General features: G+C 71.6%; 18 protein-coding genes and 3 tRNA genes. 7 read left to right on the top strand and 14 right to left on the bottom strand.

Annotated features, from left to right (window positions below):
• Positions 1-434: DUF3515 domain-containing protein (locus tag ABD691_RS05575; protein ID WP_344678315.1), on the top strand; the 434-nt coding region annotated here is incomplete at its 5' end.
• Positions 435-486: 52 nt separating this feature from the next.
• Here ABD691_RS05575 and ABD691_RS05570 read toward each other — a convergent pair.
• On the bottom strand, positions 487-1,575 hold the full coding sequence (locus tag ABD691_RS05570) for a D-alanine--D-alanine ligase family protein (RefSeq protein ID WP_344678314.1): 1,089 nt from the start codon (positions 1,573-1,575) through the stop codon (positions 487-489).
• Positions 1,576-1,594: 19 nt separating this feature from the next.
• Positions 1,595-3,022 carry a MocR-like pyridoxine biosynthesis transcription factor PdxR gene (gene pdxR / locus ABD691_RS05565; protein WP_344678313.1) on the bottom strand — a complete coding sequence of 476 codons (1,428 nt, stop codon included), beginning with the start codon at positions 3,020-3,022 and terminating at the stop codon, positions 1,595-1,597.
• Positions 3,023-3,082: 60 nt separating this feature from the next.
• On the opposite strand from pdxR, the gene ABD691_RS05560 reads away from it, so the two are divergent.
• Positions 3,083-3,742 carry a pyridoxamine 5'-phosphate oxidase family protein gene (locus ABD691_RS05560; protein ID WP_344678312.1) on the top strand — a complete coding sequence of 220 codons (660 nt, stop codon included), beginning with the start codon at positions 3,083-3,085 and terminating at the stop codon, positions 3,740-3,742.
• A complete protein-coding gene (locus tag ABD691_RS05555; RefSeq protein ID WP_344678311.1) occupies positions 3,739-4,161 on the top strand; it encodes a GNAT family N-acetyltransferase in 423 nt (140 codons plus the stop codon). The genes ABD691_RS05560 and ABD691_RS05555 overlap by 4 nt, the downstream gene beginning before the upstream one ends.
• A 23-nt stretch (positions 4,162-4,184) precedes the next feature.
• Here ABD691_RS05555 and ABD691_RS05550 read toward each other — a convergent pair whose 3' ends face one another.
• The 4 genes from ABD691_RS05550 to ABD691_RS05535 all read right to left on the bottom strand — a co-directional run bounded on the left by ABD691_RS05550 (position 4,185) and on the right by ABD691_RS05535 (position 7,880).
• A complete protein-coding gene (locus ABD691_RS05550; protein WP_344678310.1) occupies positions 4,185-4,640 on the bottom strand; it encodes a cysteine dioxygenase in 456 nt (151 codons plus the stop codon).
• 262 nt (positions 4,641-4,902) lie between these two features.
• The gene (locus tag ABD691_RS05545) at positions 4,903-5,988 is read right to left on the bottom strand and encodes a cystathionine gamma-lyase (protein ID WP_344678309.1); all 1,086 of its coding nucleotides are present in this window, start codon (positions 5,986-5,988) and stop codon (positions 4,903-4,905) included.
• A 115-nt stretch (positions 5,989-6,103) separates the two neighbouring features.
• Positions 6,104-7,120: an NAD(P)H-dependent glycerol-3-phosphate dehydrogenase gene (locus ABD691_RS05540; protein WP_344678308.1), complete on the bottom strand. Its 1,017-nt coding sequence runs from the start codon at positions 7,118-7,120 to the stop codon at positions 6,104-6,106.
• Positions 7,107-7,880 (bottom strand): lysophospholipid acyltransferase family protein, encoded by a 774-nt coding sequence (locus ABD691_RS05535; RefSeq protein WP_344678307.1) that lies wholly within the window; start codon positions 7,878-7,880, stop codon positions 7,107-7,109. Before ABD691_RS05535 ends, ABD691_RS05540 begins: the two co-directional genes overlap by 14 nt.
• Positions 7,881-7,978: 98 nt before the next feature.
• Between ABD691_RS05535 and cofC the strand changes: the two genes are divergently transcribed.
• From cofC to ABD691_RS05520, 3 genes are read left to right on the top strand one after another with little or no spacing between them, the layout of a single operon-like run.
• The gene (gene cofC / locus ABD691_RS05530) at positions 7,979-8,587 is read left to right on the top strand and encodes a 2-phospho-L-lactate guanylyltransferase (protein WP_344678306.1); all 609 of its coding nucleotides are present in this window, start codon (positions 7,979-7,981) and stop codon (positions 8,585-8,587) included.
• Between the two features lie 40 nt (positions 8,588-8,627).
• Positions 8,628-10,889, top strand: coding sequence for an RNA degradosome polyphosphate kinase (locus ABD691_RS05525; RefSeq protein WP_344678305.1), 2,262 nt, complete (start codon positions 8,628-8,630; stop codon positions 10,887-10,889).
• 2 nt (positions 10,890-10,891) lie between these two features.
• Positions 10,892-11,878 (top strand): NUDIX hydrolase, encoded by a 987-nt coding sequence (locus ABD691_RS05520; protein WP_344678304.1) that lies wholly within the window; start codon positions 10,892-10,894, stop codon positions 11,876-11,878.
• 535 nt (positions 11,879-12,413) lie between these two features.
• Here ABD691_RS05520 and ABD691_RS05515 read toward each other — a convergent pair.
• The 3 genes from ABD691_RS05515 to leuC all read right to left on the bottom strand — a co-directional run bounded on the left by ABD691_RS05515 (position 12,414) and on the right by leuC (position 15,331).
• On the bottom strand, positions 12,414-13,067 hold the full coding sequence (locus ABD691_RS05515; RefSeq protein WP_344678303.1) for an HU family DNA-binding protein: 654 nt from the start codon (positions 13,065-13,067) through the stop codon (positions 12,414-12,416).
• Between the two features lie 229 nt (positions 13,068-13,296).
• Complete coding sequence (leuD, locus tag ABD691_RS05510; RefSeq protein WP_344678302.1) at positions 13,297-13,899, bottom strand: 3-isopropylmalate dehydratase small subunit; 603 nt, start codon at positions 13,897-13,899, stop codon at positions 13,297-13,299.
• Positions 13,900-13,927: 28 nt separating this feature from the next.
• A complete protein-coding gene (gene leuC, locus ABD691_RS05505; RefSeq protein ID WP_344678301.1) occupies positions 13,928-15,331 on the bottom strand; it encodes a 3-isopropylmalate dehydratase large subunit in 1,404 nt (467 codons plus the stop codon).
• A 74-nt stretch (positions 15,332-15,405) separates the two neighbouring features.
• Here leuC and ABD691_RS05500 point away from each other — a divergent pair, with 74 nt between their 5' ends.
• Positions 15,406-16,107: an IclR family transcriptional regulator gene (locus ABD691_RS05500; protein ID WP_344678300.1), complete on the top strand. Its 702-nt coding sequence runs from the start codon at positions 15,406-15,408 to the stop codon at positions 16,105-16,107.
• A gap of 184 nt (positions 16,108-16,291) precedes the next feature.
• On the opposite strand, the gene ABD691_RS05495 is transcribed toward ABD691_RS05500, so the two are convergent.
• From ABD691_RS05495 to gltX, 5 genes are all read right to left on the bottom strand, one after another.
• Positions 16,292-16,364: transfer RNA gene (locus ABD691_RS05495), tRNA-Glu, on the bottom strand.
• Positions 16,365-16,656: 292 nt separating this feature from the next.
• A tRNA-Glu gene (locus ABD691_RS05490) sits at positions 16,657-16,729 on the bottom strand.
• Positions 16,730-16,780: 51 nt separating this feature from the next.
• A tRNA-Gln gene (locus tag ABD691_RS05485) sits at positions 16,781-16,852 on the bottom strand.
• Positions 16,853-17,048: 196 nt separating this feature from the next.
• Positions 17,049-17,729 carry an HAD family hydrolase gene (locus ABD691_RS05480; RefSeq protein ID WP_425564990.1) on the bottom strand — a complete coding sequence of 227 codons (681 nt, stop codon included), beginning with the start codon at positions 17,727-17,729 and terminating at the stop codon, positions 17,049-17,051.
• 172 nt (positions 17,730-17,901) lie between these two features.
• On the bottom strand, positions 17,902-19,356 hold the full coding sequence (gltX, locus tag ABD691_RS05475; protein WP_425564979.1) for a glutamate--tRNA ligase: 1,455 nt from the start codon (positions 19,354-19,356) through the stop codon (positions 17,902-17,904).
• Between the last annotated feature and the right edge of the window lie 133 nt (positions 19,357-19,489).

The raw sequence follows: 19,489 nt of genomic DNA, 5'->3' as shown, positions 1-19,489 counted from the left end.
CGCAGCGGGCGCGGCGCACCGGGCCGCTGGCGCTGCCGCCGGTGCCCGCGGGCGAGGCCGCGGCGCCGGAGTGCGCGGCGGTGCTCGCGGCGCTGCCGCAGGCGCTGCGGATCGGCGGAGCCGACGTGCCGCGGCGGGAGATCGCCGACCCGGTCCCGCCCGCGACCGTCGTCTGGGGCGACGCCGGGCACGACCCGGTCACCGCGCGCTGCGGCATCGACGCCCCCGCCGAGCTGACCCCGACCTCGAAGCTGGTCGACATCTCGGGCGTGAGCTGGCTGGAGATCAGCGAGGGCGGCCGGACCTCCTGGCTGGCCGTCGACCGCCCGGTCTACGTCGCGCTCACGCTGTCGGAGGACTCCGGCAGCGGCCCGGTCCAGGACCTGTCGGCCATCCTGAGGGACACCCTGCCGAAGCAGGACGTCTTCCCCTGATCGTGCGGAACCCGCCGCCGGTGAGCTCCGGCGGCGGGTTCGTCGCGCCGTTTCAGCGCAGGCCGGTACCCCGGGCGACGGCGGTCTCGATCAGCGTGGTCAGCAGCTTCGGGTAGTCCACTCCGGACTCGGCCCACATCCGCGGGTACAGCGAGATCGCGGTGAAGCCCGGCATGGTGTTGACCTCGTTGACGATCAGCTCGCCGTCCTCGGACAGGAAGAAGTCGACCCGCGCGAGGCCCTGGCACTCCAGCGCGCGGAACGCGGCGACCGCCTGCTCGCGCAGCTGCTCGATCGCCTCGTCACCGACCTTGGCCGGGATGTCGAACTCGGTGACGTCGTCGAGGTACTTCGACTCGTAGTCGTACCAGGTGGAATCGCCGGTGACGCGCAGCTCGGCGGGCAGCGAGGCCTCGATCCGGCCGTCCGGGAACTCCAGCACCCCGCACTCGATCTCGCGGCCGACCACCGCCGACTCGATGATCACCTTCGGGTCGGTGCGCCGGGCCTCGGCGATCGCGGCGTCCAGGTCGGCGTAGTCGGTGACCTTGGTGATGCCCAGCGACGAACCGGCGCGCGCGGGCTTGACGAACACCGGCAGCCCGAGCCGCTCCCGCTGTGCCCCGGTCAGCGTCTCCTGGTCGCGGCGCAGCACCTCGTAGGTCCCGACCGACAGGCCCTCGGCCGCGAGCAGCTTCTTGGTGTACTCCTTGTCCATCGACACAGCGCTGGAGAGCACGCCCGCCCCGGCGTAGGGAACCCCGGCCATCTCCAGCAGGCCCTGGATGGTGCCGTCCTCGCCGAAAGCGCCGTGCAGCACCGGGAAGACCACGTCCACCGACGACAGCACCTCGCCCCCGCGGCCCGGCTCGACCACCATCAGGTCGCGGGTCGGGTCACCGGGCAGCGCCACCGCGGTTCCGCCGGTGACCTCGGGCGTCGCGCGGTCGCGGATCTCCAGTTCCTTCGGGTTGCCGTCGGACAGCACCCAGGCGCCCTCGCGGGTGATTCCCACGGGCACGATCTCGAAGCGTTCGGCGTCCAGGTGCGCGAGCACGCTACCGGCCGAAACGCAGGAAATGCCGTGTTCGGTGCTGCGTCCGCCGAAGACGACCGCGACCCGGGTCTTGCGCTGTGTCATGGGCGCAGACCCTACCTGCTCAACGCGAACGCCCCGTTCGCGTGTCACCGCACAATCGGGCCAACACCGGAAGCGCCACGTCCAGGTCGGCGCGCGAACAGGCGGCGTAGCCGAGCGCCAGCCCGAACCACTGCTGCGGACCGCAGTGGTGGCGTCGCAGCCCGTCGAGCAGCACGCCCTCGTCCCGCGCGAGGTCGACCACGCGCTGCTCGGTCGCGGCGTCGGGCAGCGGCAGCACGACGTGCGCGCCCGCCTGGTCCCCGAACACCTCGATGCCCGCCGCCGACAGGCGCTCGACGATGAGCGCCCGGCGCTGGGACAGCTCGCGGCGCAGCCGCCGCAGGTGCCTGCCGAGGTCGCCGTTGCGGGCGAACTCGACCAGCACCCGCTGGCCCGCCGGGGAGGGGCCGGTTCCGGTGCGCAGCCGGTGCTCGCGGATGTCGGCGGCGACCTGCTCGGGCGCCAGCATCCAGCCGACGCCCAGCGTCGGGGTGAGGATCTTGCTGGTGGTGCCCAGGTGGACCACGACGTCCGGCGCCATCGACGCCAGCACCGGCAGCGGGGCGACGTCGTAGCGGAGTTCGCCGTCGTAGTCGTCCTCGACGATCAGCCAGCCCTCGGCGCGGGCCCGCTCCACCAGCGCGATCCGCCGGTCCGCGGGCAGCCTGCCGCCGATCGGGAACTGGTGCGCGGGCGAGCAGAACACCGCGCGCACCCCGGACGGGATCGCGTCGACGACGATCCCGGCGTGGTCGACCGGCGCGGGCACGACCCGGACGCCCGCCGCCTCCAGCGCGCCGACCGCGCGCTGGTAGCCGGGTTCCTCGACGGCGATCGCGTCGCCCCTGTCCAGCACGGTGCTCGCGAGCTCGACGAGCGCCGAGGAGGTGCCGCTGGTGGCCAGGACCGAGTCGAGGTGCGCGGCGTCGAGGGCGAGCCCCCGGTGCCGCAGCAGGTGGTCCACGACCGAGGAGCGGTACTCGTCCAGCCCGGCCCGGTCCGGCCCGCCGGCAGGCGCGGTGTCGGCCGCCGCCCGCCACGCCCGCCGCCAGGCGGCGCGGTCGATCCCGGCCGCCCAGGGCAGGCCGGGGATCAGCGCGATCTCGTCGCTCTCGGCGCGCACGCGGCGGGGTGCCAGGTCCGGCGGAGCGGCTTGGGTGCCGGGCGGTGTGGTGGTGACGTAGGTGCCGGAGCCGTGGCGGCCGACGATCCAGCCCTCGGCGTGCAGCTGCTCGTAGGCCGCGGCGGTCACGGTGCGGCTCACTCCGAGGTGGCGCGCGAAGGCGCGGGTCGACGGCAGCCGGTCGCCGCTGCGCAGCTGGCCCGCGGTCGCGGCCCGGCGCAGCTCGTCGGCCAGCTGGACCGCGAGCGGGCGCGAGTCATCGCGGCGCAGCTCGATCGCGAGCTCCAGCAGCGGCGAGCTCGCCGCCGGCACCGAATGTGGCATTTCAGAAATCTCCCTGATTGGCACTTCGATAATGCCACTTCTTGGAAGATCCTGGTCCACATGGCCCAAGCAACGCTCTCCCCCAGCAGCCGCAGCACCATCCGGCGCGGCAAGGACCGGGCCCGGACCGACCGCGCCGAGCTGCACGAAGTGCTCGACGCCGCGCTGATCTGCCACCTCGGGGTGCTGGTCGACGGCGCTCCCCGGGTCCTGCCCACCGGCTACGGCCGGCTCGGCGACACCCTCTACCTGCACGGCTCCACCGGCGCGCGGAGCCTGCGGGAGGCCGCCGACGGCGAGGTCTGCGTCTCGGTGACCCTGGTCGACGGCGTCGTCTACGCCCGGTCGGCGTTCCACTTCTCGGTCAACTACCGCTCCGCGGTGATCCACGGCCGGCCCCGCCCGGTGACCGACGCGGACGAGAAGTGGGAGGCGCTGCGGGTGCTGACCGAGCACCTGGCACCCGGTTCCTGGGACCACGTCCGGCAGCCGAGCAGGCGGGACCTGGCGGCCACCAGCGTGCTCGCGCTCGACCTCGGCGAAGCCGCGGTCAAGATCCGCAGCGGCAGCCCCCGCGACGAGCCGGAGGACGTCGCGGCGGCAGCGGCGTGGGCCGGAGTGCTGCCGCTGCGCCGGTCCTGGGGCGAGCCCGAACCGAGCGACGACCTGCCGGACACCGTCGAAACTCCCGTGCACGTGACCAACAGGAAGCAGCCGTGACCATCACCGAACTGACCCAGCAAGACGTCGAATCCGCCTACCCCGCGCTGAAGGAGCTCCGCCCGGACCTGACCTCGGCGGCGGACCTGGCCGAGCGGTTCCGCGTGCAGAGCGCGCAGGGCTACCGGCTGGTCGCCTCCATCGTGGACGGGACGGCCGTGGCCGTCGCCGGGTTCCGCGCGGGCAACTCGCTGAGCCGCGGCGCCTACCTCTACATCGACGACCTCAGCACGCTGCCGCAGGCCCGCAGGCAGGGGCACGCCAAGGCGCTGCTGCGCTGGATCGACGAGGAAGCGGCCCGGCTGGGGGTCGACCAGGTCCACCTCGACTCCGGCCCCCAGCGCCACGACGCCCACCGCAGATACCTGACCTTCGGCTTCGACATCGCGGCACTGCACTTCTCGAAGAAGGTCGGCTGACCCGCCGAGCAGGACCCCCGGGGTCAAACTCCCTCGGGGTAGACCCGCATCGGAGCCCGGACCGGGCGGTAGACGTGAATGCTGATCGCCGGGTCCGGGCCCTGGTTGTGCACCTGGTGCACGTAGTTCGGCCCGAACACGCGGGACTGGCCGGTGTCCAGCGAGTGCAGGACCTGGACCCGGCCGCCCGATCCGGAGTGGACCACGCGCTCGGTGAGCTTGCCGGAGACGACGGTGAACGCGCCGGTCGCGCCGCCGTGGTCGTGCAGCTCGGTCTCCTGGCCCGGCAGCCAGGTCAGCAGCCAGGCTTCGTGCTCCTCGGTGCGTTCGAGCAGCCCGAACCAGCGCTCGTCGGGGTCGTAGCGCACGCGGTGCGCCCAGGTGCCGCGCGCGGCGGCGAGCTCGCGCGCGATGCGCACGGGATGCGCGATGGCGCGGTTGGCGGGAACGGCGACGGTGTTCGGCGGAACGGCGAACATGCTTGGGGTGTCCTTAGGAATGCGCGGTGAAGCGGGGACGGCGCGCGACGCGCCGTTCGACCCGCAGGGGTCGGGATGGATCACCGCGAAGGACAGAGCGCGCTGGCGACACGGCGAAGGTCGATGTGACCAGTCCGATCTGCCATTGCGCGCATCAACACGCCGCCAAGGTTCCAGCGAGCCGACCTCCGCGTCAAGCCGACCGCGGCCCATCTCACTCCGTGGACGTCAGCTCATGGGGAACGTCAGCTCATGGGGAACGTCAGCTCAGCGCCTGGAGCACGTCGGCGACCAGGTCGGCGGTGTCCTCGCACCCGGCGGAGAACCGCACGAAGCCCTCCGGCACCGGGTCGCCCCACTGCGCCCGCCGGTCGACGGTGCTGTGCAGCCCGCCGAAGCTGGTCGCGGCGACGACCAGCCTGCTTCGCCGCAGGAACTCCGCCACCGCCGCCGCGTCGGCCAGCTCGAACCGGAAAACCCCGCCCCAGCGGCGCATCTGGCGCTTGGCCGCCTCGTGCGCCGGGTCGCCCGCCGCGCCCGGCCAGCGCAGCCCGGACACCGCCGGATGCCCGCGCAGCCGCTCGACCAGCGCGGCGGCGTTCTCGGCCTGCCGCGCCAACCGCAGGTCGAGCGTGCCGATGCTGCGGTGCACCAGCCACGTCTCGAACGGACCCGGGATGGAACCGGACAGCGTGCGCGCCCGCACGAACCGCTCGGCCAGCTCGTCGTCGCGGACCGAGAGGTGCCCCATCAGCAGGTCGCTGTGCCCGGCGAGCGCCTTGGTGTCGCTGGCGACGACGATGTCGGCGCCGAGTTCGAGCGGACGCTGGCCCAGCGGAGTCGCGGTGGTGTTGTCGACCGCCACCAGCGCGCCCGCGGCGTGCGCCCGCTCGGCGAGCTCGGCGATGTCGCACACGTCGCCGCCGGGGTTCGACGGGGTTTCCAGCAGCACCAGCCGGACGCCGTCGAACACGCCGTCCGGCCACGGGCCCGGCGTCGGGATCTCCCGGACGTCGAGCGCCAGGTCCGCGAACTCGTCGGCGACCAGCTGCCGAGTCGCGTAGTAGCCGTCCGACGGCAGGACCACCGCGTCGCCGTGCCGCAGCACCGACCGCAGCAGCGTGCTGATCGCGGCCATCCCGGACGGCAGCAGCACGCAACGGCCGCCGTCGAGGTCGCCGATCGCGGTCTCCAGCGCCCGCCAGGTCGGGTTGCCCGCGCGGCCGTAGAAGTCACCGCCGCCGAGGTGGTACGGCGCGGCCATCACCATGCCCGGCTGCAACGGAGTTCCCGGCTCAGCCGCAGGGTGCCCCCCGTGCACGCAACGCGTGCCGTCTCCGAGTTCCACAGTCTTCCCTCTCAAGCAAGTTCGCTGGCGAAAACAGTCCCGTTCGCTTGTACGGGCTCCGAAGCTCAGGACCGCTCCGGTTGTATGGGACTCCGAAGCGGCAGGACCGCTTCGGTCACTCCGCCTTGTGCTGGCGGCCCAGCAGCTCCACCGCCGCAGGACCGGGGGCCAATCCCTCGTGGCACACCCGGTGCACGATGTCGGTGATCGGCATCTCCACGCCGTTGCGCGCGGCGAGCTGCCGGATCGACGAGCACGACTTCACGCCCTCGGCGACCTGCCCGTGCGCGGCTTCCTGCGCCTGCGCGAGGGTTTCGCCGCGGCCGAGCCGTTCCCCGAAGGTCCGGTTCCGCGACAGCGGCGACATGCAGGTGGCGACCAGGTCGCCAAGACCGGCGAGCCCGGCGAAGGTCATCGGCTCCGCGCCGAGCGCGACCCCGAGCCGGGTCGTCTCGGCCAGCCCGCGGGTGATCAGCGACGACATCGTGTTGTGCCCGTACCCCAGCCCGACGGCCATCCCGCAGGCCAGCGCGATCACGTTCTTGCACGCCCCGGCCAGCTCGATGCCGACCAGATCGGTGTTGGTGTACGGGCGGAAGTACGGCGTCGAGCACGCGTGCTGCAACGCCACCGCGCGGTCGTGGTCGTTGCAGGCGACCACGGTCGCGGTCGGCTGCTCGGCTGCGATCTCCTTGGCCAGGTTGGGTCCGGAGACCACGGCGACCTGGTCCATCCCGACGTCGGCGACCTCGCTGACGACCTCGCTCATCCGCTTGAGCGTGCTCAGCTCGACGCCCTTGGCCAGGCTCACCAGGGTCGCGTCCGGCGGCAGCAGCGGCTGCCAGCCCGCGAGGTTCTCCCGCAGCGTCTGGCTCGGCACCGCCAGCACGACGGCGTCGGCGCCGTGCATCGCCGCCACCGCGTCGTCGGTGGCCCGCAACCCCGGCGGCAGCGCGATTCCGGGCAGGTAGCCGGAGTTGACCCGGTCCCGGTTGATCTCCTCGGCGACCTCCGGCCGCCGCGCCCACAGGACCACGTCGCTGCCCGCGTCGGCGAGCACCTTCGCGAACGTGGTGCCCCACGACCCCGCGCCGAGCACCGCGACCCGTGCGGGCGCGTCAGGACTTGCCATGGCTGCCCTTGCGCACCGGCGAGTAGTACTCGGCGGGCGGCTGCTCCTCGCGGATCTCGCCGAGCAGGTCGCGCACCCGGTGCATCGCGAGGTCGGTGACCTCGCGCAGCAGCTGGTTGTTGATCTCGCGGCCCCGGTAGGCCGACAGGTCCAGCGGCTCGCCGAAGCGGAACCGCACCGTCTTGCGCGGGAACGGCCGGAACTTCTTGTTGTACTGGTCGTAGATGTCGCGGGTGCCCCAGCGCGCCACCGGGATGACCGGCACGTCGTGGCCCAGCGCCAGCCGCGCGATGCCGACCTTCGGCGTCATCGGCCAGCCGTCCGGGTCCTTGGTGATGGTGCCGTCCGGGTAGATCACGATGACCTTGCCCTTCTCCATCGCCTGGTGCGCGTCCCGCAGCGACTTCTGCGCGTCGGCGGTTCCCCGGTAGACCGGGATCTGCTCGACGCCCACCAGGACGTTGCGCAGCACCGGGACGTTCCACAGGGTGTGCTTGGCGAGGAACCGCGGCACGCGCGCGGAGCGGTGCACGGTCACCGCGTCGAAGACCGGGTCCAGGTGGGACACGTGGTTGAACACCAGCAGCGCGGGCCCCTCGGCGGGGATGTTGTGCAGTCCGGTGACGCTGGTCCGGGCCAGCAGTCCGGTCAGCGGGTAGAACACCCGGCGGGCCAGGCCGAGCCAGAACTTGCCCATCAGGCCATGCGCTCTCTCGCTGGTCGCCCTCCGGCTGCGCCGGAGACTCCTCGGTTCGGTCACGCCCGACTCCTTCTTCCGCGTCACGAGCGGCTGTCAAACTACCTCCCAGCTCGTGGGCGGCTCGCACTCCGGTGACGACCGGGCGGAAGAATGAGGCGGTGAGTTCGCACCTGCTCGTGCCGATCAAACCGCTGCACCTGGCCAAGTCCAGGCTCCGCGGCGCGGTCGGCGACCACACCGCCCTGGTCGCCGCGGTGGCGCACGACACCGTGGCCGCCGCGCGGAACGCGGCCGGTGTCGCCGCGGTCGTGGTCATCACCTCCGACCCGGAACTCGCGGCGAGCTTCGCCGGCGCCGGAGTCGAGGTCCTGCCGGACACCCCGGCCTCCGGCCTGAACGCGGCGCTGCGCCACGGCGACGAGCTGCTGCGCGAGCGCGGCGTCCGCCGCGTCGGCGCGCTGCAGGCGGATCTGCCCGCGCTGAAGCCGGAGGCGCTGGCCGCGGCGCTGCGCGCGGCGGGCGACGACCGCTCGTTCTGCCCCGACCGCCACGGCACGGGCACGACGCTGCTGCTCGCCGAACCCGGCCGCCCGCTCGATCCGCGGTTCGGCGCCGGCTCCGCGGACGCGCACGCGGATTCTGGAGCCAAGGCGCTGCACGGGCCGTGGGAGTCGCTGCGTTGCGACGTGGACACCGAAGGTGATCTCGCCGCCGCGACCGCGCTCGGGCTCGGCCCGCGCACCCGCTCGCGGCTGCTGCCGGGGTGATGATCAGCGCAGCTCGCAGAGGTCGAGCGAACCCCCACTGATGAGTGACAATGGCCTCGTGAGTACGGACAGCAGCGACCGGGCGAAGAGGCCGCGAAGGACCCCCGCGACCGCCAACGGCAGAACGGGCACCACCCGTCGTGCCCGCCGGAACGGAGCGCCACCCGACGCCGATCCTGCCGCCGCGAACGAATCGCGGGTTCCCTCCGCGCCGCCGGCGGCGACCCCGTCGGCCGCGACCAACGACCTGCCGGAGGACCGGTACCTCAACCGCGAACTGTCCTGGCTGGATTTCAACGCCAGGGTGCTCGCGGTCGCCGAGGACTCCTCGCAGCCGCTGCTGGAGCGGGCGAAGTTCCTGGCGATCTTCGCGTCCAACCTGGACGAGTTCTACATGGTCCGCGTCGCCGGGCTCAAGCGCCGCGAGGAGACCGGGCTGTCGGTGCGCAGCGCCGACGGGCTCACCCCGCACGAGCAGCTGACCCGGATCGCCGCGCGCAACCAGGACCTCACCGAGAAGCAGGGCCGGATCTTCCAGGACAAGCTGCTGCCGGAGCTGGAGGCCAACGGCGTCCGCATCCGGTCCTGGGACCAGCTGGCCGAGGCCGACCAGGTGAGCCTGAGCCGCTACTTCGACGACCAGATCTTCCCCGTGCTCACCCCGCTGGCGGTCGACCCGGCGCACCCGTTCCCCTACATCTCGGGACTGTCGCTGAACCTCGCGGTCACCGTCGCCGACCCGGACGCCGGGCTCCGCCGCTTCGCCAGGGTCAAGGTGCCCGACAACGTCCCGCGGCTGATCCGGGTGGAGGCCGACCGGGAGAACGACCTGGCGACGTTCCTGCCGCTGGAGGACCTCATCGCGGCGCACCTGGACAAGCTGTTCCCCGGCATGGAGGTCACCGAGCACCACATCTTCCGGGTCACCCGCAACGCGGACCTGGAGGTCGAGGAGGACCGCGACGAGGACCTGCTGCAGGCGATGGAGCGGGAGCTCGCGCGCCGGAGGTTCGGCCCGCCGGTGCGGCTCGAGGTCACCGAGACCATGAGCGAGACGATGCTGGAGCTGCTGCTGCGGGAGCTGGAGGTGGACCAGCACGACGTGGTCGAGGTTCCCGGACTGCTCGACCTGTCCTGCCTGTTCCTGCTCGACAAGCTCCAGCGGCCGGACCTCAAGGAGTCGCCGTTCGTCCCGGCCACCCACCCGGCCTTCGCGGAGGGGCAGACGCCCAAGAGCATCTTCTCCACGCTGCGCGAGGGCGACGTGCTGGTGCACCACCCCTACGACGCGTTCTCCACCTCGGTGCAGCGGTTCATCGAGCAGGCCGCCGCCGACCCGCACGTGCTGGCGATCAAGCAGACGCTGTACCGGACTTCCGGTGACTCGCCGATCGTCAACGCGCTCATCGACGCCGCCGAGGCGGGCAAGCAGGTGGTGGCGCTGGTCGAGCTGAAGGCGCGGTTCGACGAGCAGGCCAACATCCAGTGGGCGCGGACGCTGGAGCGCGCGGGCGTGCACGTCGTCTACGGGCTCGTCGGGCTGAAGACGCACTGCAAGACCGCGCTCGTGGTGCGGCAGGAGGGTTCGACGATCCGCCGGTACTGCCACGTCGGCACCGGCAACTACAACCCGAAGACCGCGCGGCTCTACGAGGATCTGGGGCTGCTGACGGCGTCCTCGGAGATCGGCGCCGACCTCACCGACCTGTTCAACGTCCTCACCGGCTATGCCCGGCACGGCGAGTACCGCCGGATCCTGGTGTCGCCGCAGGGCATCCGCAACGGCATCAGGCAGCGCATCGAGGCCGAGGCCGCGCGCGCCGCGCAGGGGCTGCCGTGCGGGATCCGGATGAAGATCAACTCGTTGGTGGACGAGCAGATCATCGACGCGCTGTACCGGGCGTCGCAGGCGGGGGTGCCGATCAGCGTCGTGGTGCGCGGCATCTGCGCGCTGCGGCCCGGGGTGGAGGGCCTGAGCGAGAACATCGAGGTGCGCTCGATCCTGGGCCGCTTCCTGGAGCACTCCCGGGTGTTCCACTTCGTCGGCGCGGAGGAGCACTGGTTCGGCAGCGCGGACATGATGCACCGCAACCTGGACCGCCGGATCGAGACCCAGGTCCAGGTCACCGACCCCAAGCTCACCGCGCAGCTGGACGCGATGCTCGACTCGGCGCTGCACCCGGCGACGCGGTGCTGGGTGCTGAACTCCAAGGGCGACTGGGAGGCGTCACCGCGCAGCGGCGAGGAGGTCCGCGACCACCAGGTGGAGATGCTGCGGCAGCACGGCGCGAAGGTCTCCTGACGATGGGGTCGCCTGCGAACGCGGGGGTGTCGGCGGAAAGCGCGCCCGCGGTGGTCCGCGCGGCGGGCGCGGTGCTGTGGCGCCCGGGGCCCGGCGGGCGCCCGGAGGTGGCCGTCGTGCACCGGCCGCGTTACGACGACTGGTCGCTGCCCAAGGGAAAGCTCGATTCCGGTGAGCTCGCCGCGCACGCGGCGGTGCGCGAGGTGGCCGAGGAGACCGGCTTCTCCTGCACGCTTTCCCGGTTCCTCACCCGCATCGGCTACACGGTCGCGAACCGCCAGGGCGGCCGGGACGAGAAAGTGGTGGACTACTTCGCGGCGTCGGCGGGACGGGGTTCGTTCGTGCCGGGTGACGAAGTGGACGAACTCCGGTGGATGAGCACCGAATCCGCCCGAGAACGGGTCAGTTACCCACACGACGTGGTCGTGCTCGACGCATTCGAGGCATTGCCCGCGGAGACCACGACGCTCCTTCTGGTCCGCCACGCGAAAGCCGGAAAGCGAGCCGACTGGGCGGGTGACGACGTGCTCCGCCCGCTCAGCGAATCGGGACTGCGCCAGCGGGACGCGCTGCATTCGCTGCTGCCGCTGTTCGGACCCGAACGCGTCCATTCGGCGCCCCGCACCCGCTGCGAGCAAACCGTCGAACCGGTGGCCGCGGATCTGGGCGTCGGAATCGGACCGGAACCGCTGCTGTCCGAGGAAGGTTACGTGGCCGCGCCGGAAGCGGGGGTGGACCGCCTGCTGCGGATCGCCGCGGCGGGCGGCACGGCGGTCGTGTGCAGCCAGGGCGGGGTGATCCCGGACCTGCTCACCCGGCTGGCCGACGCGGGCGGCCTGGACCTCGGCGAGGTGCACAGCCGCAAGGGCAGCGTGTGGACGCTCGTCTTCCGCCGCGATCCCGCCCACCCGGACCGGATCGCGGGCAACGGCAGCGGTCCCGCGCTGCGGCTGGCGGCGGCGAGCTACCTGGACGATCCCGAGCCCTGACGCCCGCCTGCCCCGAACATCCTTCCGGGGGCCGCAGAAGCTCGCTGCGGCTGCCGGAATCCCTGCCGGGACCGGAAAGGCCCAGGCGCGGTGAGCGGGCGTGCGGGAAGGAATGCGCGCCCGGGCAAGACGGCCGGGCGTCCCGGTCCGACCCGGAAGCGGTACAGGAGTCCCACATTCGGGAGTCCCAGCCGGGCTGAAGGCCGGTCCGGCACAGCGCACGGGCTGTCCGGAATCCAGCCGGCGCCTGGAAGCTGCTCCGGCACGGCGCACGCGCCCGGGTCCAGGAATCCCCCACCACAACCGGAAGCCGCCCGGGCACAACTACCGAACACCGCGGCCTGGAATCCCGCCGCGACCGGAACCAACTCCGAACCCCGCGCCGGGAATCCCCCGGCGGAGCCGGAACCGCCTCCGCCGCCACGGCCCGGCGGCCCCGGAAAAGCCGAAAGCGGGCGGCGGTCCTGCTCCCGTTCGTGGGATCAGGCCACCACCCGCTCAGGCCCGGAAGTCGACTCGCTGGGGCAGCGAGTCCTCACTTCTTGGTGGTCTTGCGCGTAGTCGTGGACTTCCGGGTCGACGGACGCGTGGTCTTGGCGGTCGAGGCCTTGGCCGTCGTCTTGGCCGCGGTCTTCGGCGCCGCCTTGGCCGTCGTCGTCTTCTTCGGAGCCGCCTTGGTGGTGGCCGCCTTCGTGGTGGCCGCCTTGGTGGTCCGCGCCTTGGTCGTGGTCGCCTTCGTGGTGGCGGCCTTGGTGGCGGTGGCCTTGGTCGCGCGGGTGCCCGCCGCCTTCGGGGCGGCCTTCGCCGCGGTGGCACGGGTGGTGGTCGCCTTGGCGGCGGTCCGCGTGCCGGCGGCCTTCGTGGTGCTGGTGCGCGAGGCACCGGCCTTGGCACCGGTCAGCCTCGGCAGTTTCCGGGTGCCGCCGATGACTTCCTTGAACTGGGTGCCTGCGCGGAAGGCGGGAACGTTGGTCTTCTTCACCTTCACGGCCTCACCGGTGCGCGGGTTGCGCGCGGTGCGGGCTGCGCGGGCCCGCTTCTCGAAAACGCCGAAGCCGGTGATGTTGACCTTTTCGCCCTTGTTGACCTGGCGGACGATGATGTCCACCACGTCCTCCACCGCCTTGCTCGCGGTCTTCTTGTCTCCGAGGCGTTCCGCCAGAGCCTCGATGAGTTGGGCCTTGTTCACTTCAGTCCCTCCCAGGACAACAACGGCCCCGTCGGGCCGACTCAAGCCCACGGTAAAGCCCCGAACAAACAAATGCCATTCGCCACGCCTCATTTTTTCGTTGGGGCATGGGGCATTCGAGTCTGTCCGGGGCCGTCCGCGGGGCCCGCCCGAGTGTGTTCGGTTATCCCTTATGGGTCGCGTTTTTCCTTTCATGCCAGGAAGAACGCGACCCGGCGAGGGGGTGTTGTCAGCCCGCGCGGGCGGGCAGGGTGACCGGCTTGAAGGCCGGCCGGGTCTTCTCAAAAGTGTCGATCGTCTCGGCCTGGCGGAGGGTCAGGCCGATGTCGTCGAGACCTTCCAGCAACCGCCAGCGGGTGTAGTCGTCGATCTGGAACGGCACGGTGAGGTCCTTGGCGTGCACGGTGCGTGCCTCCAGATCGACCGTCACCGCGGTCCCGGGCTCGTTCTCCAGCAGCTTCCAGAGCAGTTCCACATCGGACTGCTCGCACTGGGCGGCCAGCAGCCCCTGCTTGCCCGAGTTGCCGCGGAAGATGTCGGCGAAACGGGAGGAGATGACCACCCGGAAGCCGTAGTCCTTGAGCGCCCAAACGGCGTGCTCCCGGGAGGAGCCGGTGCCGAAGTCGGGTCCGGCGACCAGAACGCTGCCGTTGCGGAAGGGCTCGCTGTTGAGCACGAAGTCCTCGTCGGCTCGCCAGGCGGCGAACAGGGCGTCCTCGAAGCCGGTCCGCGAGACCCGCTTGAGGTAGACCGCCGGGATGATCTGGTCGGTGTCCACGTTGGACCGGCGCAGCGGGACGCCGACCCCGGTGTGCGTCTTGAACGGTTCCATCGTCGTAGCTCCTGGTGGGTTGGCTGCGTCAGTCGAGGTCTTCGGGTGAGGACAGGGTTCCGCGCACGGCGGTCGCCGCGGCCACCAGCGGCGAGACCAGGTGGGTGCGGCCGCCCTTTCCTTGCCTGCCTTCGAAGTTCCGGTTGGAGGTCGAGGCGCTGCGCTCGCCCGGGGTCAGCTGGTCCGGGTTCATGCCCAGGCACATCGAACAACCGGCCGAACGCCATTCCGCGCCCGCGGCGGTGAAAACCTCGTTGAGCCCCTCGGCCTCGGCCTGCTTGCGGACCTTCATCGATCCCGGCACGACCAGCATCCGCACGTCCGAGGCGACCTTGCGGCCCTTCAGAACCTCCGCTGCGGCCCGGAGATCTTCGATCCGCCCGTTGGTGCAGGACCCGAGGAAAACGGTGTCCACGGCGACCTCGCGCAGCGGAGTGCCCGCCTGGAGCCCCATGTAGTCCAACGCCTTCTCGGTGGCGAAGCGCTCGCCCTCGTCGGCGATGGCGGCCGGGTCCGGCACCCGCTCCCCCAGCGGCAGGCCCTGCCCCGGGTTGGTGCCCCACGTGACGAACGGGGTGAGCTCGTCGGCGTTCAGCGTCACCTCGGCGTCGAACTCCGCGTCCTCGTCGGTGCGCAGCGTCTTCCAGTACTCGACCGCGGCGTCCCAGTCCGCGCCCTCCGGCGCGTGCGGACGGCCCCGCAGGTAGGCGAAAGTCGTCTCGTCCGGGGCGATCATGCCGGCCCGGGCGCCCGCCTCGATCGACATGTTGCACATCGTCATGCGGGCTTCCATCGACATCTGCTCGACGGCGCTGCCCCGGTACTCCAGCACGTAGCCCTGCCCGCCGCCGGTGCCGATCTTGGCGATGACGGCCAGGATCACGTCCTTGCTCGTGACGCCCGGGCGCAGCGTTCCCTCGATGTTGATGGCCATGGTCCGGAACGGGCGCAGCGGAAGCGTCTGCGTCGCCAGGACGTGCTCGACCTCGGAGGTGCCGATCCCGAACGCCAGCGCGCCGAACGCGCCGTGCGTGGAGGTGTGGCTGTCCCCGCAGACGACCGTGGTGCCCGGCTGGGTCAGGCCGAGCTGCGGTCCCACCACGTGCACGATGCCCTGCTCGGCGTCGCCCATCGGGTGCAGGCGGATGCCGAACTCCTCGCAGTTGCGCCGCAGGGTGTCGACCTGGGTCCGCGACACCGGGTCCGCGATCGGCAGGTCGATGCCGGTGGTCGGCACGTTGTGGTCCTCGGTGGCCAGCGTCAGGTCGGGGCGGCGGACGGGCCGTCCCGCCAGCCGGAGCCCTTCGAACGCCTGCGGGCTGGTGACTTCGTGCACGAGGTGGAGGTCGATGTAGAGCAGGTCGGGCTCGTAGCCCTCGCCGCGGCGCACGATGTGCGCCTCCCACACCTTCTCCGCGAGCGTTTTGCCCATCGCTCCTCCTTGACCGCACCGGTCGCGATCCCAAAGAGTGGACTTCCCAGATGACGAGAAGTTAGTATCGGTACGTGGGACAGCATAGCGGTATCGGAGTACTGGACAAGGCGGTGGCCGTCATGCAGGCCGTCGCGGGCGAACCGTGCGGCCTCGCCGAGCTGTGCAGCCGGACGGGGTTGCCGCGGGCGACGGCGCACCGGCTGGCCGTGGGCCTGGAGGTGCACCGCCTGCTGCGGCGGGATTCCGACGGCCGCTGGCGGCCGGGTGCCGCGCTCGCGGAGCTCGCGGGCGGGGCGGTGGACCCGTTGCTGGAGGCGGCTGCCGCGATCCTGCCCAAACTGCGGGAAGTCACCGGGGAGAGTGTGCAGCTCTACCGCCGGGACGGCATGCAGCGCCTGTGCATCGCGGCGGCGGAACCGCCGAGCGGCCTGCGCGACACGGTCCCGGTGGGTACGTCGCTGCCGATGGCCTCGGGCTCGGGCGCGAAGGTCCTGGCGGCCTGGGCGGATCCGGCGACGCAGCGCGCGGTCCTGGCGGAGGCGGTCTTCGGCGAACGGACGCTGATGGAGGTCCGCCGCCGGGGCTGGGCCCAGAGCGTCGCGGAGCGCGAGTCCGGCGTGGCGAGCGTCTCGGCCCCGGTCCGCGACTCGACGGGCAACGTGGTCGCGGCCATCTCGGTCTCGGGCCCGATCGACCGCATGGGCCGCCGCCCGGGAGCCCGCTGGGCAGCGGACCTCCTGGCAGCGGCCGACGGCCTCCAAAACCGCCTCTGACCCCCGACCACGGCGGTGTGCGGCTCCCCCAGCAGCACACCGCCCCCGGGCCACCCCGCCGGACCGGTTGGCCCGCTGGACAGTTGCCATGCCGGAGCCTCAGACCGTTGCGACCGGCCACCCCCAAACACAAAGAAGCGGCCCCCACCCCCCGCAATCGGAGAGTGGAGACCGCTCCAACGAGTAGTCCCGACGGGATTTGAACCCGCGCTACCGCCTTGAGAGGGCGGCGTCCTAGGCCGCTAGACGACGGGACCTCGCAACGACAGTAACCCTACAACACCCCCAAAGCCCCCCAACACACACCCCCCACAACACCCCTTAAAGACCCGCCAAGCTCAAAGGTCCGCAGAGCTCATCACCCAAGCCCCAAAGGGTGCCGAGCGAAGCAAAGGCAAGTCCGAGAGCAGGCCGAAACAAGAGCAAAGCAAGGAGCACTCCCCAAAGCGCCCAGCCGCACCGTGGGGGGTCCCGGGGGGTTCGACCCCCCGACCAGCACAACGAAACGGCCCCCCACTCGCAAAGCGAGTGAGGGGCCGCTCCAACGAGTAGTCCCGACGGGATTTGAACCCGCGCTACCGCCTTGAGAGGGCGGCGTCCTAGGCCGCTAGACGACGGGACCAGGTGAGATCTCCGCCCGGATCGGTCACCCGATCCGAATCGGATCTTCTCGCTGGGGTACCAGGACTCGAACCTAGACTAACTGAACCAGAATCAGTCGTGCTGCCGATTACACCATACCCCATCGGCTGCGGCTTTCAGTTATTCCCGATTTCCGGTCTCCTGGAAGGAAGTCCGACTCCCGGGCCGCTGTCCGCCGCGTTGGTAAGAATATTAGACCATCACCGGAAGGGGCCGTGAAACACCCCCCTCCCAACGCTGTTTTCGCAGGTGAGCGCGGCTGCGGCGGCCCGGGGGCCGGACTCGGCGGACAGGGACCGTCAGGCGCCGGCGGGCTCCAGATCGCACACCAGCAGTTCGGGGAGCTGGCGGAGGCTGGTGATCACGTGCACGCCCTCGGGCGCGGGCCGGCGCTTCCCGGCGCGGTTGAGCCAGATGCCGCGCAGGCCCGCGTCGCGGGCGCCGACGGCGTCGGTGTCGAGCCGGTCGCCGACGTGGGCGACCTCGTGCGGTTCCAGGCCGAGCCGCGCGCAGGCGGCGGCGAAGATGCCCGCGTCGGGCTTGGCCACCCCGACCTCGCCGGAGATCACCACGGCGTCGAAGGCGTCGGCGAGGCCGATCGCGGCGATCTTCTTGCGCTGGTAGTCGCTCGGGGCGTTGGTGATGACCGCCAGGCGGAGTCCGGCCGCCCGCAGCCAGTCCAGGCAGGGCCGCGCGTCGTCGAACAGGCCCCACGCGCGCTGCATTGCCGCCATCCGGACGTCCTCGCGGCGGGCCGCCTCGGTGTCGCTGAGGTGTTCGCCGAAGGCGGCGAAGAACGCGCGGGTGCGTTCGGTGCACATCACGTCGAAGTCGATCTCGCCCTCGACGAACCGCGCGTAGTGCTCCTCCGTCGTGCGCCGCCAGACCGGCCAGGCGCCGTCGTTGCCGACCAGCGCGCGCAGTGCCTGCCTCGACGACGCCTCGTTGTCCAGCAGCGTGTCGTCGATGTCCAGGCACACCGCGCGAACGCGGCCCGCCTTCGTCTCTGCGGGTGGATGTGCTGCCGAAATCTCAAGCGCCGATGTCACTCCGAGAGGCTAGGCGCTCACCTGTCGTATCCGACTCGTCCAAGTCGGTGATAGTGGAGGGCCTGATTCGGTTGAGTACGAAAGCAGGCCCTCCGGCGTCCGTTCAGCCCAGCGCGGCGCGCAGGCGGCGCAACGAGACCTCTCGGCCGAGCAGCTCCATCGACTCGTACAGCGGCGGGGACACGGTACGCCCGGTGACCGCCACCCGGACGGGTGCGAACGCCTTGCGGGGCTTGATCCCCAGGCCGTCGACGACCGACTCCTTGAGCGCGGACTCGATCGCCTCGGTGCGCCACTCCGGCAGCGCGTCGAGGGCGGCGACGGCCGCCTCCAGCACCGGCCTGGCGTCCTCGCCGAGCGCCTTCTCCGCCGAGGCCGGGTCCGGCTGGAAGTCGTCCCCGGCGAACAGGAAGCGCATCATGCCGACGGCGTCGGAGAGCACGATCAGCCGCTCCTGCACCAGCGGGGCCGCCGCGCGGACGATCTCCAGCTGCGCCTCGGTCGGCTCGGCCGGGAGCACCCCGCCGTCGACCAGGTACGGCACCACGCGGTCGACGAAGTCGTCCGGCGCCAGCGCGCGCAGGTGCGCGGAGTTGATCGCGTCGGCCTTCTTCTGGTCGAAGCGCGCCGGGTTGGAGCTGACCCGGCCGATGTCGAACGCCTCGACCATCTCGTCGAGGCCGAACACGTCCCGGTCCTCCGAGATCGACCAGCCCAGCAGCGCCAGGTAGTTCAGCAGGCCCTCCGGCAGGAAACCCCGGTCCCGGTGGTGGAACAGGTTGGACTGCGGGTCGCGCTTGGAGAGCTTCTTGTTGCCCTCCCCCATGACGAACGGCAGGTGGCCGAACTCCGGGGTGAAGTCGGTGACGCCGATGCGCCGCAGCGCGTCGTAGAGCGCGATCTGGCGCGGGGTCGAGGACAGCAGGTCCTCGCCGCGCAGCACGTGGGTGATGCGCATCAGCGCGTCGTCGACCGGGTTGGTCAGCGTGTAGAGCGGATCGCCGTTGCCGCGCACCAGGACCGGGTCGGGCACCGAGCCCGCCGGGAAGGTGATCTCGCCGCGCACCAGGTCGGTGAAAGTGATGTCGTGCTCGGGCATCCGCAGGCGCAGCACTGCGTTGCGGCCCTCGGCGCGGAACGCGGCCTTCTGCTCGTCGGTGAGGTCGCGGTCGAAGTTGTCGTAGCCGAGCTTGGGGTCGCGGCCCGCGGCCCGGTGCCTGGCCTCGACCTCCTCGTTCGTGGAGAACGACTCGTAGAGCTCGCCCGCCTCCAGCAGCCGCCGCGCGATGTCGGCGTAGATGTCGCGCCGCTGGCTCTGCCGGTACGGGCCGTACTCGCCGCCGACCTCGGGGCCCTCGTCCCAGTCCAGGCCCAGCCAGCGCAGAGCGTCGAGGATGGCCTCGTAGGACTCCTCGCTGTCGCGGCTGGCGTCGGTGTCCTCGATGCGGAAGACCAGCTTGCCCTGGTTGTGCCGGGCGAAGGCCCAGTTGTACAGGGCGGTGCGGATGAGGCCGACGTGCGGCGTCCCGGTCGGCGACGGGCAGAACCTGGCCCGCACGGAACGGTTCCCGACGGCTTCGGCTGGCCCGACGGCTTCGGCTGGGGAGGTGACATCTGGCGCGCTCATAACAGGTCAAGCCTATCCAGTCGACCGAGGTGGTTGACGGCCCCGTCCCGGGGGTGCATCCTGA

The organism is Saccharopolyspora taberi (assembly GCF_039534165.1).
In the GTDB taxonomy this organism is placed as follows: Bacteria; Actinomycetota; Actinomycetes; order Mycobacteriales; family Pseudonocardiaceae; genus Saccharopolyspora_D; species Saccharopolyspora_D taberi.
Note: the sequence above shows the minus strand (reverse complement) of the source record. Positions and strands in the feature narration are given on the sequence as shown.

Coding starts and splice junctions, on each gene's coding strand:
- ABD691_RS05570 (WP_344678314.1), bottom strand. CDS start 1,575: ATGACACAGCGCAAGACCCGGGTCGCGGTCGTCTTCGGCGGACGCAGC.
- pdxR (WP_344678313.1), bottom strand. CDS start 3,022: ATGCCACATTCGGTGCCGGCGGCGAGCTCGCCGCTGCTGGAGCTCGCG.
- ABD691_RS05560 (WP_344678312.1), top strand. CDS start 3,083: ATGGCCCAAGCAACGCTCTCCCCCAGCAGCCGCAGCACCATCCGGCGC.
- ABD691_RS05550 (WP_344678310.1), bottom strand. CDS start 4,640: ATGTTCGCCGTTCCGCCGAACACCGTCGCCGTTCCCGCCAACCGCGCC.
- ABD691_RS05540 (WP_344678308.1), bottom strand. CDS start 7,120: ATGGCAAGTCCTGACGCGCCCGCACGGGTCGCGGTGCTCGGCGCGGGG.
- ABD691_RS05525 (WP_344678305.1), top strand. CDS start 8,628: ATGAGTGACAATGGCCTCGTGAGTACGGACAGCAGCGACCGGGCGAAG.
- ABD691_RS05520 (WP_344678304.1), top strand. CDS start 10,892: ATGGGGTCGCCTGCGAACGCGGGGGTGTCGGCGGAAAGCGCGCCCGCG.
- leuD (WP_344678302.1), bottom strand. CDS start 13,899: ATGGAACCGTTCAAGACGCACACCGGGGTCGGCGTCCCGCTGCGCCGG.
- leuC (WP_344678301.1), bottom strand. CDS start 15,331: ATGGGCAAAACGCTCGCGGAGAAGGTGTGGGAGGCGCACATCGTGCGC.